Origin of the sequence: Peribacillus sp. FSL E2-0159 (assembly GCF_038643155.1) — a bacterium.
Classification (GTDB): Bacteria; Bacillota; Bacilli; order Bacillales; family DSM-1321; genus Peribacillus; species Peribacillus simplex.
Genome location: NZ_CP152053.1, coordinates 3927613 through 3941866 on the forward strand (window position 1 = coordinate 3927613; position 14254 = coordinate 3941866).

The following is a 14254-nucleotide window of genomic DNA, read 5'->3' on the forward strand; positions in this document are numbered from 1 at the left end:
ATTAAGAGGGATTTCTAAGCCTTGGATATAACTAAAAATTAGGAAATGATTCGTATCGAAAAAAGAATAGCGTCCTATTTCCTTGTCAACTGGTATGTACATTGATACAATATTTCAGAGAAGCAAATTAAAAATCAAAACTGATTTTTTCCTAAAGGAGAGAATTCCACTTGAGTGAAATCATACATCGCACCAAGACGCGGCCAATTAAAGTTGGAAACTTAACGATTGGCGGCAATAATGAAGTTATAGTACAAAGCATGACAACTACAAAAACACATGATGTTGAAGCAACGGTAGCAGAAATCCTTCGTCTTGAAGAAGCGGGATGTCAAATCGTACGTGTCGCCTGTCCGGATGAAAGAGCAGCTGACGCAATCTCTGAGATAAAAAAACGGATAAACATCCCTCTTGTAGTCGATATTCATTTCGATTATAAACTTGCTCTGAAGGCAATTGAAGGCGGAGCGGATAAGATCAGGATAAATCCTGGTAACATCGGACGCCGTGAAAAGGTTGAAGCAGTGGTGAAAGCTGCGAAGGCTAAAGGAATCCCAATCCGTATCGGGGTCAATGCTGGTTCTCTCGAGAAGAAAATCATCGAGAAATACGGCTTCCCTACTGCTGATGGAATGGTGGAAAGTGCTTTACACCATATCAAGATCCTGGAAGATCTCGATTTTCATGACATTATCGTTTCCATGAAGGCTTCCGATGTGAATTTAGCCATCGAAGCATATGAAAAAGCTTCAAAAGCATTCGATTATCCTTTACATCTCGGGATAACAGAATCAGGTACACTGTTCTCCGGGACCGTAAAAAGCGCTGCCGGACTAGGTGCCATCCTAAGTCAGGGTATCGGAAGCACGATGCGTGTTTCCTTAAGTGCTGATCCTGTCGAAGAAGTGAAGGTGGCAAGGGAACTTCTAAAAGTATTTGGCCTTGCTTCTAACATGGCCACTTTAATTTCCTGCCCTACTTGCGGTCGAATCGAGATTGATTTGATTTCCATCGCCAATGAAGTTGAAGAGTACATCCAGACGGTTAAAGCACCAATCAAGGTATCAGTGCTTGGTTGTGCGGTAAACGGCCCTGGAGAAGCCCGTGAGGCTGATATCGGCATAGCCGGTGCCCGTGGTGAAGGTTTACTGTTTAGAAAAGGTCAAATCGTACGTAAAGTGCCTGAAGAGACGATGGTCGAGGAACTGAAAAAGGAAATTGACAAAATCGCTGAAGAGTACTATGAAAAACAAAGAGCGGAAGCTGCTGCTGCAGCTTTACTAAATAAATAAAACAAAAAATCCCGAATTTTCATTATCGGGATTTTTTGTTTTTTTCATTTGAAAAACCCTTTGATGCATTTTGGAAAATGACATCAAAGGGTTTAATGATGCTTAAAAGAACGGCAGGATGAATATGCCAACGATGATGGAGACTGCACCAATGCCGATGGCCCAAGTACCCAAGTTCGATCCCCGGCTTCTGGCCACTATCCCTACAATGATACCCACAATCCCTAAAAGGAAAGGCATCATAAATAAAGATAAAATGGAGATGATCAAAGCTATGACACCAATCGCTTTCCCTCTTGATGCCACATCCCCGGAACCATCAGCCTCTGCAGGCTCATCCTTATAAGACCTGATTAGCTGAGGCGGTGTTGAAATTTCAGCAGACGTTTCTTCCTGATATCGGTTATCCATATTGGTTATGGTCCCACGACTTTCATATCGTCTGTCATCTTCAGGTGTATCTTCATTATAATACCGCTCATGAAGCTGATCATCCACAACGTTTGGTTCACTGCCCTCTTTCGCCAATTGCATTTCATCGTCAATACTGGAGTATTGATCTTTTTCCATTCGTGCATCCCTCACTTTCGTTTGTGAAGCATTTATAGTGTATGTAAAAATTGCAGGAACCACCGTGAAAAAGGTTTCATGTCTTGGAAATAAATATGGGTTCTTGCCAAAGCTATGATGGGATATGTTACACTATTACAAGTATTGAAAATGAGGAGAGATTCATCATGAAAAAACGTTTTGGCATCGATATAGACGGGACTGTTACAAGACCTGATTCCATGGTCCCCTTTTTAAATAAAGCTTTTCAGCTGAATTTAGCTTATGAAGACATTACCGAATATGACTTATTCCCCTTCGTGAATGTTCCAAAAGAGGATTTCACTAAATGGTTCATTGAGAGCGAGCCACTCATCTATTCCGAATCATTATTGGCTGAGGGTGCGAAAGATGTATTGGAAAAATGGACAGAACAAGCTAACCTTTATTTCATCAGTGCCAGGAGCAACCGTTTATTGGATGTAACCAAAAATTGGTTCACAATGAATGAAGTTCTATATGATCATATAGAGCTTGTAGGTTCACACGATAAAGTGGCTGCAGCCAAAAAATTCGAAGTCGATCTCTTTTTAGAGGACAAGCACGATAATGCAGTGGCGATTTCAGAAGAGTGTAAAATACCCGTGATTTTATTTAATACCCCCTATAACCAAGATCCCGTGCCTGAAAGGGTGATTCGGGTCAACAATTGGCAAGAAGCCTCTGCCTGGGTGAATAATTGGATGTCAGGGAAACCAGTAACTATAAAATGAGACAAGAAAAAACCATTGACTGAAGGTCAATGGTTTTTATGCTTCCAAAGATACGCTACATGCGGGACAGCGTCCGTAAATTTCGAATTTATGCCCCGAAACATCGTAGTCCTTCAAGCTTTCCTCAAGTTCCTGCATCGGGCACAATTCGATTTCTTTCGTTTTTCCACAATTCAAACAGATGAAGTGGTGATGGTGGGAAGAATGACCGCATGTAAAACGAAAATGCTTCTCCCCTTCCAACTCGGTCGTTTCAAAGATGCCCAGGTCGACAAATAAGGAAAGATTTCTGTAAATCGTATCGAAGCTTAAACCAGGATAATCCTGTTTCATATTCTCCAATACATCTTTTGCCGTTAAATATTTATCGCTGGAAGAGAAAAGCTGAAGCATTTCTTCCCTCTTTCCTGTATGTTTAAAACCTTTATCTTTTAATAGTTGCATGGCTGTAGTTACGTTCAAAATACATCACCCCATCTATCGATTTTTCCACTTATCAAACAAAATTGACAAGATGAGAATTAGCACAGCTATTATTACAATGGTCCCACCAGGAGCGAGATCAAGGTTGTATGATAAAAATAATCCGCCTATGACAGAAACTTCACCGAATAATACCGAATAACCAATCATCTGCTTAAAGCCCTTCGCAAAACGGAGACTAGCAGCTACCGGGAGCGTCATGAGCGAAGAAACAAGTAATATGCCAATGATTTTCATGGAAGCGGCAATGACCAATGCGACCATGACAATAAAAATAAAATGAATCGCTTTATAAGGTATTCCAGACGCTTTGGCGTGCTCTTCATCAAAAGATAACAGAAATAATTCTTTATACAATAAGGTGAGCATCAAGGCAACGACTATCCCCACTGCCATAATGACATACAAGTCCGCCCGGCTGACGGCACTGACACTGCCGAATAAATAACCATATAAATCGGTATTGAAACCATCTGCAATGGATATGAAAATGACACTAAGTCCCATGCCGCCGGACATTATGATCGGGATTGCAAGCTCTTGGTAATGCTTGTACACCCCTCTTAATTTTTCAATGAATAATGAACCACCTACAGAAAACGCCATTCCTATATAAAGTGGATTCAATCCTGCTAGAGATAGAAAGCTCTTCTGCAGCAATAAACTAAACGCTATACCAGCAAGCGCTACATGACTGAGCGCATCGGAAATCATCGACATCCGCCTTACCACGACAAAAACGCCCACTAATGGCGCAATCGCTCCGATGATGATTCCGGTCAAGAATGCGTTCTGCAAAAATTCAAATTGCAATATCCCCGATATCATTGGGCTATCCTCCAAAACATATTAATGATCATGATTTAAAAATTGGACTCCATGTCCATAAATGGACGAGAGTTCACCTTCATCCAACCCATTATATTCACAGGCATCCCCGTGAAAATGAAGCTTTTTATTTAAGCAGGCGACATGTGTGACTTTATCGGTCACAGTACCAACATCATGAGTTACTAAAATCAGGGTTATTCCTAATTTTTTATTCAACATCTCAAGCATTTCATAAAATTGGTGGACGTTTTTTGAATCAACGCCAACCGTGGGCTCATCCAATATCATCAATTCCGGCTCGCTTACCAGTGAACGGGCAATGAATACCCTCTGCTGCTGGCCTCCGGACAATTCCCCGATATTACGGTTCTGATATTCAAGCATGTCCACAGATTCCAGAGCCTTCTTCACCTTTTGCTTATCCTCTTTGCCAGCGAACTTGAATAAGCCTATTTTTTTGGTCAAACCGCTCTGAACCACCTCAAATACAGTGGCGGGGAATCCTGAGTTGAAAGAATTCGCCTTTTGGGAAACAAACCCGACCTTTTGCCAATCTTTAAAGCGTCGAATGTCTTCCCCGAATATTTCAATTTTCCCCTTTTGGAGCTTGAACAGACCAAGCAACAACTTCAAAAGCGTTGATTTACCGGATCCATTCGGCCCGACGATAGCTAGGAAGGCCCCTCTGGGAATATCAAGCGAAACATGTTCCAGCACTAGATCTTTTGTATATTTGTAAGATATATCTTCAAATTTAACTATGGGGTTTACTACATTATCCAAAGAGATCACCTATTTTTTAAGAATCATTACGATTAACAATCGTTAGTATAAATCAAAGAAGTCCAGATGTAAAGAATCCGGTCCTTTGAACAAGTGCCGATCCACCCTGAACCAAAAAAAAAATGTTAGCTTAAACAATTTCCCAAAAATCAAATAAAGTTCATGTTCACATACGTCTTCCCCCTTCATATGTATTAACAAAGGAGGAGATCGTTTGAAATTATTTGAAATGATGGTCAATCATAAAATCAACAGTATACGCCCTGATGAATTGCTTTCCCTTGCTAAACAGCATAAGGTTGCACTTACCCAAAAACAAGCACAGGATATTACTGCACTTCTAGCAGGTAAAAATATTAACATCTTTGATATACGTCAAAGACAGAATGTACTTGGTCAAATTACAAAAGTTGCCGGAGCAAGCACAGCCAGGGAAATAGAAGCCCTTTTTAACAACCTTACTTCCACTTTTTAAAGGATCTTAGCCTACTTTCCGCAGTCTTTGAATGGGCATACTTAAACCAAATGCAAAATGAAAGGACGATTCATCTTTATTTCGATGAATCGTCCCTTTCTATTATGATTATTGTTGGAATTTGATCTTTTCCAATAAATCTTCTTCGAATTGATTATTCTTGAACATATCAATTTCAAATTTATATGGTGCCTTTTTGTCTTTTTTGTCTTCCCCTACATAAGGTGTTTCCAGGATTTTCGGAACGGTGCTTAATTGCGGATGGTGGACAATATCATTTAACGCCTTAAACCCGATATGACCAAATCCAATGTTCTCATGGCGGTCCTTACGCATGCCGCGTTCGTTTTTGCTATCGTTAATATGAAGGACTTTGATGCGGTCAACACCAACCAATTTATCAAATTCATTCAGTACGCCATCAAAATCATCAATGATATTATATCCGGCATCGTGAGTATGGCAAGTATCGAAGCATACCGATAATTTTTCATTATGGGTTACACCATCAATGATCATCGCCAGCTCTTCGAAAGACCTGCCACATTCAGTACCTTTACCCGCCATCGTTTCAAGGGCAATCTGAACTTTATCGTCGGCTGTCAGCACTTCATTCAAACCCTCGATGATCCTCTTGATTCCCAGTTCACTGCCTCCACCAACATGCGCACCTGGATGAAGTACGATCTGCCTTGCGCCAATCGCTTCGGTCCGATCGATTTCGGTGCGTAAGAAGTTGACTCCAAGCTCGTATGTGGCCGGATTCGTGGTATTTCCTATATTAATGATATACGGGGCATGAACAACGATATCGCTGATTCCATTCTCCTCCATATGCAGTCTTCCGGCTTCGATATTTAAATCCTCGATTTTTTTACGTCTTGTGTTTTGAGGGGCCCCTGTATAGATCATGAATGTGTTGGAGCCATACGAAGCCGCTTCTTGACTCGCAGCAAGAAGCATACCTTTCCCGCTCATTGAAACATGCGATCCAATCTTCAGCATCTGATTTCTCCCCTATTTCTTTCTCTGTATACGACGTTCGCGTTTTTTAAAGTTTTCCACATCTCGTTGAATTTTCTTCTTGTATCCTGGTTTGACTTTAGTCGGCTTCTTGACGTGCCTGCTCGCTTTAACATCGATATCAGATTTTTGTTTTTTACGGTTTTTCCGTTTATTACGCTCATCGATATCAACCCAATCACCGTTTTGGATATCGGCATCACGGAATTCAATGCCCATTTTTTCAAGGCGGTTCAATGAATCTTCATCAGATGTATCGTAAATGGTAGTGGCAATGCCTGAATATCCGGCACGAGCCGTCCTTCCCGTCCTATGGATGTAAAAATCCAAATCTGAAGGTAATTCATAGTTAATGATATGACTTACACCTTCAATATCGATTCCACGGGAAGCCAGATCTGTCGCAACGATGAATTGATACTCCAAATCATTGATTTGCTTCATCATTTTTTTACGCTCACGAGGCGATAAATCACCATGAATACGGCCGACATTCAACCCTTTTTCGATCAAGGAGTTAGCCACATGATCCGCCATTTTCTTTGTGTTCGTGAAAACAATCGCCAAATATGGATTATAACGAACGATGATATCATGAAGTAACTGCTCTCTGTTACGGTGGCGAAGCGGTACAAGAACATGTTCAATTTTCGAAGCGGTCGCCTGCTTTGGATTCACTTGAACATACTTTGGATTCTCCATATATTTATTTAAAAACGGCTTCAATTTTTCTGGGATGGTTGCCGAAAAGACAAGCATTTGAATTTTTTCAGCCATACGTGATGCAAATAAATCGACATCTTCAATGAATCCCATGTCTAGCATAAGGTCCGCTTCATCGACTACAAGCATTTTTGCTGTATACACCTGTAGTGCCTGAGCTTCTACCAAATCCTTGATCCGGCCCGGCGTACCGATTACCAGTTGCGGCTGTGTCTTCAATTTATCTATCATTCGCTGTTTATCAGTACCACCGATGAAACAACGGACTTGAATCTGCTCATCCTCAGGGAAATGGTCAGCAATTTTCAAAGCTTCTTTGTAGATTTGGTTCGCTAACTCACGGGTTGGTGCGGAAATAATCGCTTGAACCTCATTTTTACCGGCATCAAGCCTGTTCATGATCGGCAGCAAATAGGAATGTGTCTTTCCTGTACCTGTCTGCGACTGTCCAATTAAGCTACTTCCCTTTAAAAGCGACGGAAGCACGCGCTCTTGAATTTCCGTCGGCTTATCGAACCCTAAAGTACGAACCGCATCTAGAATGTAGCTTTTCAAATTAAATCGTTCAAATTGATTTTGTTTCATCAAAAAACTCCTTTATCCTGTCAGTCATTAGACATGTCCTGTTATTATAATAAATTTTACACAAAAAGCGCAAGCGCCTGGGTTGCTCGTGAAGAAAATAGGGATTGTCCCAAAATGGGCAGGCAATCAACTTTTCTCACTGTGACCCATTTACTTAAATCACAAAAGCGCATGCGCTGAGGCTAGTTCTCTTAAAATGGACTCCTGCAAATGAAAAGCCCCTGTCCTGGTCATAGCGTATCCCCCGCAGACATGGAGCTAAAAGACTACCGTTACCATCTTACCTTCTTTCCGGTTACTTCACAACTGCCCAGTCACTCTTTCCTCAAACCTTTTTTGTCGAGTTGCATAATTTATATAGAAGATTACACCAGCATATAAAATTTGAGGAGGTGAAACCTATGTTCCCAAATAATAATCGTCAACCCGGACCCGGTTTTCAGCCACCCAATGGTCGAAGGATGCAGCAGCACCCTGCTCCATTCAGACAGTCACCGCAAATCCCCCACCCTTATCAGCAGATGCAGCGGCCGATGGTTCCAAACAGACGGCAGGGGCCACAGGGACCACAAGGATTCCGAGGACCTTTCATCCAACCCCAGCGGCAGGAAATGCCGCCAGCAAAGAAAGAAGGGTTATTGTCAAAAATACTTGGTAAGTCAAAAAAAAATGCGGCTTCACCCAATTTGTTTGCGCCAGCTGCTTCCACTAACCAAAGTTCTTCAAGAAGCAGCGGAGGCGGTATCTTAGAAACATTAAAAAATCCCGATTCACTTAATAATATGCTTTCTAACACGCAAAAAGTGTTGCAAGCAGCAGAACAATTCACGCCTATGGTGGAACAATACGGACCGGTGATTAAAAACCTGCCTTCCATGTGGAAAGTTTTCCGGAGCATATCATCAGCCGGTGATACCGAGGACCAGGGAGCTTCCGTTGAAAGCGGGCCAAATGTTGAGGCACAAAAAAACAATGATGTAAAAACGGATTCGAAGAAAAAAGAAAAAGCTAAAGAAGCTAACCCCATCACACAAGTTCATACCGAAACCAAAAGGAAAAGATCATCCGGTCCCAAGCTTTATATTTAAAGTCTACAAAAAATTCACCATAACTGATTTTATGTAAATATGATGTTTTGTAATATCATCTATGGTCTTATATAATAGAAAGGTATAAAAAGTGAGAGTTTCTTGCCTTGAAGGAGGACACATAGATGAAAGTAATTAAAATTTCCCCGCGCGGCTATTGTTATGGCGTTGTCGATGCCATGGTCATCGCCCGAAATGCGGCTTTAGATAAAACCTTGCCACGTCCCATTTACATTTTAGGAATGATCGTTCATAACAAACATGTGACGGATGCGTTTGAAGAAGAAGGCATCATCACATTGGACGGCAGCAACCGCAACGATATCATCGAACAAGTGGACAGCGGAACCGTCATCTTTACTGCTCACGGCGTTTCACCTGAGATTAGGAAGATCGCTGAGAAAAAAGGTCTTGTCACCCTCGATGCAACATGTCCCGATGTTACCGCAACACATGACTTAATTCGGGAGAAAGAAGCGGAAGGCTATCAAATCATTTATATTGGCAAAAAAGGCCATCCGGAACCAGAGGGTGCTGTCGGAGTTGCTCCCGATGTCGTTCACCTGGTTCAAAAAGATGAAGATGTGGAAGCTTTGACTTTGAATAGTGATAAGATCATTGTCACCAATCAAACAACGATGAGCCAATGGGATGTTTTGGATATCATGGATAAGGTCAAGGAAAAGTTCCCACATGCCGAAGTCCATAAGGAAATTTGTTTAGCTACACAGGTTCGCCAAGAAGCGGTTGCCGAGCAAGCTGGCGAAGCTGATGTTTTAATCGTTGTCGGTGACCCCAAGAGTAATAATTCAAATCGCCTTGCACAAGTTTCCAAAGAGATTGCCGGCACGAGAGCTTATCGGATAGCTGACATTTCCGAGCTGAACCTTGAATGGCTAAAAGATGCAGAAACGGTTGCCGTCACTTCGGGGGCTTCTACACCAACACCGATTACCAAAGAAGTTATCGCATTTCTAGAGCAATATGAAGCAAATGATGAATCGACTTGGAATACCGAAAAGAAAACGCCATTGCATAAGATTTTACCTAAGATTAAAGTGAAGAAATGATTGAACAAAAACAAAGGCAGCCACTAAGGGCTGCCTTTTTCGTGTTATTTAAATGAAGCGGAAAGGGTCTGTATTCAGTCGGGATGGAATGAATTCCACATCATAGTTCCTTTCGCGGCACATTTTTTCAAGGATTCGTGCTACACCTTTTTTCATCACCTTTTCAACATTGTGGCCTGGATCCACGATATTCAATCCAATCATCATCGCGTCATGGGCTGTATGGTAATACATGTCACCTGTAACGTATACATCTGCTCCCTTGAATTTCGCTGTCGTAAAGTATTTATTGCCGTCCCCGCCCAAAACGGCTACTTTTTTTATTGGACTTTGCAAATCTCCAACGACACGCACCTTTTCAACATCGAGTGTCCGCTTCACATGTTCGGAAAATTGTTCAAGTGTCATTTCTTCAGCAAGTACACCAATCTTCCCTAACCCAAGAGACTCCCCTTTATTCTCCAGCTTATATATATCGTGTGCAACTTCTTCATATGGATGGGCTTTAATCATCGCAGCTAGCATTTTCTTCTCGATATTTTCCGGAAATATCGTTTCAACCCGCATTTCAGCTACTTCTTCAAGCTTTCCTTTAGAGCCAATTACCGGTTCACTGCCTTCACCTGGCAAGAAGCGTCCGGTACCTTCCCCCGAAAACGAACAATTGCTGTAATTCCCAATCGCTCCCGCCCCTGCCTTACCTAGGGCTTCCCTCACCTTCTGTTCGTCGGTCTTTGGAACATATACGACCAATTTCTTTAGAGCTGTCTCGTAAGTTGGAATCAATACCTCTGTGTCCTGCAATTGTAGCGCTTCGGCAAGTAAATCATTCACCCCGCCCTTAGCAACATCCAAATTGGTATGTGCAGCATAAACAGCGATATCATGTTTGATCAGCTTTTCGATGATGCGGCCTCCAGCTACGTTTGTATCGATCCTTTTCAATGGTCGGTAAATAAGCGGATGGTGGGCGATGATCAATTCCACGCCATATTCTATCGCTTCGTCTACAACCTCTTCCAGCACATCAAGGGCAATCAGCACTTTAGTAACCGGCTTATTGAGCTGACCGACATGCAGCCCGATCGGATCTCCCTCCATTGCATAATGCTTTGGGGAAAATTGTTCAAACGTTTCAATGATTTTGTGACCATTCACTGTCTTCAACCTTTAAGCACCTCCTCAATTACTGAAATTTGGGATTTTAATTCATTGCGCTTCGTTTCCAGCCCGCTTCTTCCGCTTTCATCCAATTGTTCGATGATTCTTTCCAAATGTTTTTTCTCAAGCTGCCATTTTTTTATGAAAATGTCACTGAATTGCTCTCTTAGGTATGGACCGAAAGTGAGGCCGGCTTGCTTGTTTACCCCATAAGGCCTGAGCGGGTCTCCTTTTTCGGCAATTAAGATCTCGTAGATTTTCCCATCTTCCTCAAGGATTTCCTCTCCACTAAGTTCCCAGCCGTTATCGATTAGCCAGCTGCGAACATTCGCAGCACCGACATTAGGCTGAAGGATAAGCCTTTTTGCCTTGCCGAGTTTCCCTTTTCCGCTTTCCAATATACTTGATATTAAAGTCCCTCCCATGCCGGCAATCGTAATGCATGTCGCTTCATCGGGATTCAATACTTCAAGCCCATCTCCTTTACGGACCTCTATCTTGTCCCCAAGCCCCGTCATTGCCACTTGCTTGCGTGCTGACTGATAGGGCCCTTCTACAACCTCACCAGCTATAGCGCTGTCACACAAGCCGTTAGTCACCGCATAGCAAGGCAAGTAAGCATGGTCTGAGCCTATATCTGCAAGGATGCTTCCTTTTGGTATATGTATGGCAACACGTTCTAATCTCATCGATAGTTTTTCATGATTCATATTTATCAACTCTCTTAATTCAAATAATGTCTTACTATAATTAGTTTCCCATTCGATTATACCAAGTTCAATCGAAAAATTACAGAAAGGAGAAATAGGCTCTTTCTATCAGTGGGCAATAGAAACCATCCATCCGGAATCTTCCTTTTCTGAATAAATGAAAAACTGACTCAAAAAGTCGCCTTCCAACGATTTCTTGAGTCAGTTTCATGAATTATTTCAGTCCATGAATATATTCGGCCATGGCGTCAATGTTCTGTTCTTCGACTAAACCTGGTGGCATTCCACCTCGTCCATTAGTGATCACGTCTTTAACCTCGTCAACCGACAGACGGTCGCCAACTCCTTTTAGAGCAGGTCCGACACCGCCTTGATAGGCGTCACCATGACATGAGATACAAGTTTGCTTATAGATGTCCTCAGGTGATGCCGAAGCGCTTTCTTTTTCCTCTGTCTTTTCGCCGCCCTCTTTTTCCTTAGCAAGATCTTTGGCATCACCCAAACCTTTAAACGAAAGTAAAAACATAAGTCCAATACCAAAAACCATGATAATAATAAAAGGCATTACTGGATTGCGATTCATAGTATTTCCTCCCCTATGTAGAACCTTAACTTACCATATTTAATATTATATACAAACAGCTATATATTATTTTACTTGAAAAGAGTTTCAAGTAAAAGCCCAAAAATAGAAGATATTATATAATTTCTTAAATTTGTCAAAAACTTATGTATATTTCCAAACAATTTTACTTTTTCTTACATATGTTTCATACTACCCTAAAATCATTATTTAAAACCGCTGAAATCTCATGAATTTATATTAATAAAAAATAAAGAGTGACCAGTGCTCCCAGGCCTCCCGCTATGGAAAAATGGAGCAGCTTCAGTTTATTGCCCATTAGAATCCAGAGCCCGCAATTAATGGACAAGAAAATATAAAGGATACTCACTTTGCCGGGTACCATGAATTCCGCCAAACTGACAGTTAATAAAAGCAATGATAGCGCCATTCCCATCAACGCCATTTGAAAAATGATTTTCCTGCCGTTTACGGCGGACCGCCAGCCCAAAGACAAGCATTGAAATTGTTGTCATAAGCATTTGCATTCTTATGGGTATTTCAGTAAAATAATTCAAAAATACAATTAATGCAAAAAGGGTCCCAATCAACACCCCAGAAAAGACGTTTTTTTTGCTCCGGGTTTTATTCGATTTTGATGGCGGAAGTTCGCCTTGACAGGATAGTGCAAGCAGGTAATTACAATATTGCTCCGGAATCATACGACTTTCCTTCCAGGAGTTTATTTCTTGAATGATGATTTTCTTTCTCATCTCATACATGAATCTCACATCCCCATGATGATCATTTCTTTTAACGGCTTAGCTTTTTGTGTAAATTGTTTCTTTTGTAAAATTAATTTCCATTACACATAAAAATTGATAAGTATTGTTCTTCCAAGGATATTTTTACATCGGAGCAAAAAAAGAGCCGCTCCCGAACGCTGGGCATTCAAAGAGGGCTCTGTTAAGGGCATATATATTCTATTCCAGGAAATCTTTCAAGCGTTTGCTGCGGCTCGGGTGTCTCAGTTTACGTAGCGCCTTCGCTTCGATTTGACGGATACGCTCGCGGGTGACCCCAAACACTTTACCTACCTCTTCAAGAGTACGGGTGCGGCCATCATCAAGTCCAAAGCGGAGTCTCAAGACGTTCTCTTCACGGTCTGTAAGAGTATCCAATACGTCTTCAAGCTGTTCTTTCAATAGTTCATATGCTGCATGTTCCGATGGGGAAGTCGCATCCTGATCTTCAATGAAATCACCTAAATGTGAATCGTCTTCTTCACCTATTGGCGTTTCCAATGAAACAGGCTCCTGAGCTATTTTCAAGATTTCACGAACTTTTTCCGGAGTTAAGTCCATATCCTCCGCAATTTCTTCCGGAGAAGGTTCACGTCCTAAATCTTGAAGAAGCTGTCTTTGGACACGGATCAATTTATTAATGGTTTCCACCATATGCACCGGTATCCGGATCGTTCTTGCTTGGTCGGCAATGGCACGGGTTATCGCTTGGCGAATCCACCATGTTGCATACGTACTGAATTTGAATCCCTTGCGGTAATCAAATTTTTCCACTGCTTTGATAAGTCCCATATTACCTTCCTGAATCAGATCAAGGAAAAGCATTCCGCGTCCGACATAGCGCTTGGCTATACTAACAACAAGACGAAGGTTAGCTTCTGCCAAACGGCGTTTCGCTTCTTCATCTCCATCTTCAATTCTCGTCGCCAAAGAGATTTCCTCTTCTGCAGATAAAAGGTCGACCCGACCAATTTCCTTTAAATACATGCGTACCGGGTCATTAATTTTAACGCCAGGAGGAACACTTAAATCATTTAAGTCAAACTCTTCTTCTTTTGCAAGTTTCTTCTCATCTGGATCATCTTCATCCTCGTCTTCCTCACCATCAGTGAGTATTTCGACGCCGTTTTCTGCTAACACCTCATAGAACTCATCCATTTGATCGGAATCCAACTCAAAACCGCCAATCATTTCAGCGATTTTTTCTAAAGTCAAAGAGCCTCGTTTTTTACCTAGCTCTAGTAATTTTTCTTTCACCTGTTCAAGGCTAAATTCATTATCAACTTGTTTGGAACGTGCTGGTTTTTCAGCCATTAGTTCCCCTCCTTCCAGGACTTACACCT

At 41.7% G+C, this 14254-nt stretch carries 16 protein-coding genes; 5 read left to right on the plus strand and 11 right to left on the minus strand.

The genetic code is table 11. The annotated features are described in order from the left end of the window. The first annotated feature begins 179 nt into the window (after positions 1 to 179). Entirely contained in the window at positions 180 to 1292 is a 1113-nt protein-coding gene (ispG, locus tag NYE63_RS19155) for a flavodoxin-dependent (E)-4-hydroxy-3-methylbut-2-enyl-diphosphate synthase (protein ID WP_185116202.1), read from the plus strand. Positions 1293 to 1394: 102 nt separating this feature from the next. On the opposite strand, the gene NYE63_RS19160 is transcribed toward ispG, so the two are convergent. Continuing rightward, positions 1395 to 1862: a DUF4190 domain-containing protein gene (locus NYE63_RS19160; protein ID WP_342602306.1), complete on the minus strand. Its 468-nt coding sequence runs from the start codon at positions 1860 to 1862 to the stop codon at positions 1395 to 1397. A gap of 167 nt (positions 1863 to 2029) precedes the next feature. On the opposite strand from NYE63_RS19160, the gene NYE63_RS19165 reads away from it, so the two are divergent. Continuing rightward, entirely contained in the window at positions 2030 to 2614 is a 585-nt protein-coding gene (locus tag NYE63_RS19165; protein WP_342602307.1) for a hypothetical protein, read from the plus strand. Between the two features lie 36 nt (positions 2615 to 2650). Here NYE63_RS19165 and NYE63_RS19170 read toward each other — a convergent pair whose 3' ends face one another. The 3 genes from NYE63_RS19170 to NYE63_RS19180 are packed head-to-tail and all read right to left on the minus strand — an operon-like array spanning position 2651 to position 4711. Then, positions 2651 to 3076, minus strand: coding sequence for a Fur family transcriptional regulator (locus tag NYE63_RS19170; RefSeq protein WP_342602308.1), 426 nt, complete (start codon positions 3074 to 3076; stop codon positions 2651 to 2653). Between the two features lie 15 nt (positions 3077 to 3091). Next, positions 3092 to 3925: a metal ABC transporter permease gene (locus NYE63_RS19175; protein WP_342602309.1), complete on the minus strand. Its 834-nt coding sequence runs from the start codon at positions 3923 to 3925 to the stop codon at positions 3092 to 3094. Between the two features lie 21 nt (positions 3926 to 3946). After that, the gene (locus NYE63_RS19180; RefSeq protein WP_342602310.1) at positions 3947 to 4711 is read right to left on the minus strand and encodes a metal ABC transporter ATP-binding protein; all 765 of its coding nucleotides are present in this window, start codon (positions 4709 to 4711) and stop codon (positions 3947 to 3949) included. Positions 4712 to 4925: 214 nt separating this feature from the next. On the opposite strand from NYE63_RS19180, the gene NYE63_RS19185 reads away from it, so the two are divergent. Beyond that, the gene (locus NYE63_RS19185) at positions 4926 to 5186 is read left to right on the plus strand and encodes a DUF2624 family protein (RefSeq protein WP_342602311.1); all 261 of its coding nucleotides are present in this window, start codon (positions 4926 to 4928) and stop codon (positions 5184 to 5186) included. 108 nt (positions 5187 to 5294) lie between these two features. On the opposite strand, the gene NYE63_RS19190 is transcribed toward NYE63_RS19185, so the two are convergent. Together NYE63_RS19190 and NYE63_RS19195 are read right to left on the minus strand one after the other, a co-directional pair. After that, a complete protein-coding gene (locus tag NYE63_RS19190) occupies positions 5295 to 6191 on the minus strand; it encodes a deoxyribonuclease IV (RefSeq protein WP_342602312.1) in 897 nt (298 codons plus the stop codon). A 12-nt stretch (positions 6192 to 6203) separates the two neighbouring features. Further along, entirely contained in the window at positions 6204 to 7517 is a 1314-nt protein-coding gene (locus tag NYE63_RS19195; protein ID WP_137024001.1) for a DEAD/DEAH box helicase, read from the minus strand. A 401-nt stretch (positions 7518 to 7918) separates the two neighbouring features. On the opposite strand from NYE63_RS19195, the gene vrrA reads away from it, so the two are divergent. Both vrrA and NYE63_RS19205 read left to right on the plus strand, forming a co-directional pair. Further along, positions 7919 to 8605, plus strand: coding sequence for a VrrA/YqfQ family protein (gene vrrA / locus NYE63_RS19200; protein WP_342602313.1), 687 nt, complete (start codon positions 7919 to 7921; stop codon positions 8603 to 8605). A gap of 125 nt (positions 8606 to 8730) precedes the next feature. Continuing rightward, complete coding sequence (locus NYE63_RS19205) at positions 8731 to 9675, plus strand: 4-hydroxy-3-methylbut-2-enyl diphosphate reductase (protein ID WP_063233021.1); 945 nt, start codon at positions 8731 to 8733, stop codon at positions 9673 to 9675. Between the two features lie 48 nt (positions 9676 to 9723). Here NYE63_RS19205 and NYE63_RS19210 read toward each other — a convergent pair whose 3' ends face one another. The 5 genes from NYE63_RS19210 to rpoD form a co-directional block, all read right to left on the minus strand. Then, positions 9724 to 10842: a Nif3-like dinuclear metal center hexameric protein gene (locus NYE63_RS19210; RefSeq protein WP_342602314.1), complete on the minus strand. Its 1119-nt coding sequence runs from the start codon at positions 10840 to 10842 to the stop codon at positions 9724 to 9726. Next, entirely contained in the window at positions 10839 to 11546 is a 708-nt protein-coding gene (locus NYE63_RS19215; protein ID WP_342602315.1) for a tRNA (adenine(22)-N(1))-methyltransferase TrmK, read from the minus strand. The genes NYE63_RS19210 and NYE63_RS19215 overlap by 4 nt, the downstream gene beginning before the upstream one ends. A gap of 214 nt (positions 11547 to 11760) precedes the next feature. Further along, positions 11761 to 12129 (minus strand): cytochrome c550, encoded by a 369-nt coding sequence (gene cccA / locus NYE63_RS19220; RefSeq protein ID WP_342602316.1) that lies wholly within the window; start codon positions 12127 to 12129, stop codon positions 11761 to 11763. A 338-nt stretch (positions 12130 to 12467) separates the two neighbouring features. After that, positions 12468 to 12890: a hypothetical protein gene (locus tag NYE63_RS19225; RefSeq protein ID WP_342602317.1), complete on the minus strand. Its 423-nt coding sequence runs from the start codon at positions 12888 to 12890 to the stop codon at positions 12468 to 12470. A gap of 201 nt (positions 12891 to 13091) precedes the next feature. Continuing rightward, the gene (gene rpoD, locus NYE63_RS19230; RefSeq protein WP_034308477.1) at positions 13092 to 14225 is read right to left on the minus strand and encodes an RNA polymerase sigma factor RpoD; all 1134 of its coding nucleotides are present in this window, start codon (positions 14223 to 14225) and stop codon (positions 13092 to 13094) included. Positions 14226 to 14254: the final 29 nt, after the last annotated feature.

Coding starts and splice junctions, on each gene's coding strand:
- NYE63_RS19160 (WP_342602306.1), bottom strand. CDS start 1,862: ATGGAAAAAGATCAATACTCCAGTATTGACGATGAAATGCAATTGGCG.
- NYE63_RS19165 (WP_342602307.1), top strand. CDS start 2,030: ATGAAAAAACGTTTTGGCATCGATATAGACGGGACTGTTACAAGACCT.
- NYE63_RS19175 (WP_342602309.1), bottom strand. CDS start 3,925: ATGATATCGGGGATATTGCAATTTGAATTTTTGCAGAACGCATTCTTG.
- NYE63_RS19190 (WP_342602312.1), bottom strand. CDS start 6,191: ATGCTGAAGATTGGATCGCATGTTTCAATGAGCGGGAAAGGTATGCTT.
- NYE63_RS19195 (WP_137024001.1), bottom strand. CDS start 7,517: ATGAAACAAAATCAATTTGAACGATTTAATTTGAAAAGCTACATTCTA.
- vrrA (WP_342602313.1), top strand. CDS start 7,919: ATGTTCCCAAATAATAATCGTCAACCCGGACCCGGTTTTCAGCCACCC.
- NYE63_RS19205 (WP_063233021.1), top strand. CDS start 8,731: ATGAAAGTAATTAAAATTTCCCCGCGCGGCTATTGTTATGGCGTTGTC.
- NYE63_RS19215 (WP_342602315.1), bottom strand. CDS start 11,546: ATGAATCATGAAAAACTATCGATGAGATTAGAACGTGTTGCCATACAT.
- cccA (WP_342602316.1), bottom strand. CDS start 12,129: ATGAATCGCAATCCAGTAATGCCTTTTATTATTATCATGGTTTTTGGT.
- NYE63_RS19225 (WP_342602317.1), bottom strand. CDS start 12,890: ATGTATGAGATGAGAAAGAAAATCATCATTCAAGAAATAAACTCCTGG.
- rpoD (WP_034308477.1), bottom strand. CDS start 14,225: ATGGCTGAAAAACCAGCACGTTCCAAACAAGTTGATAATGAATTTAGC.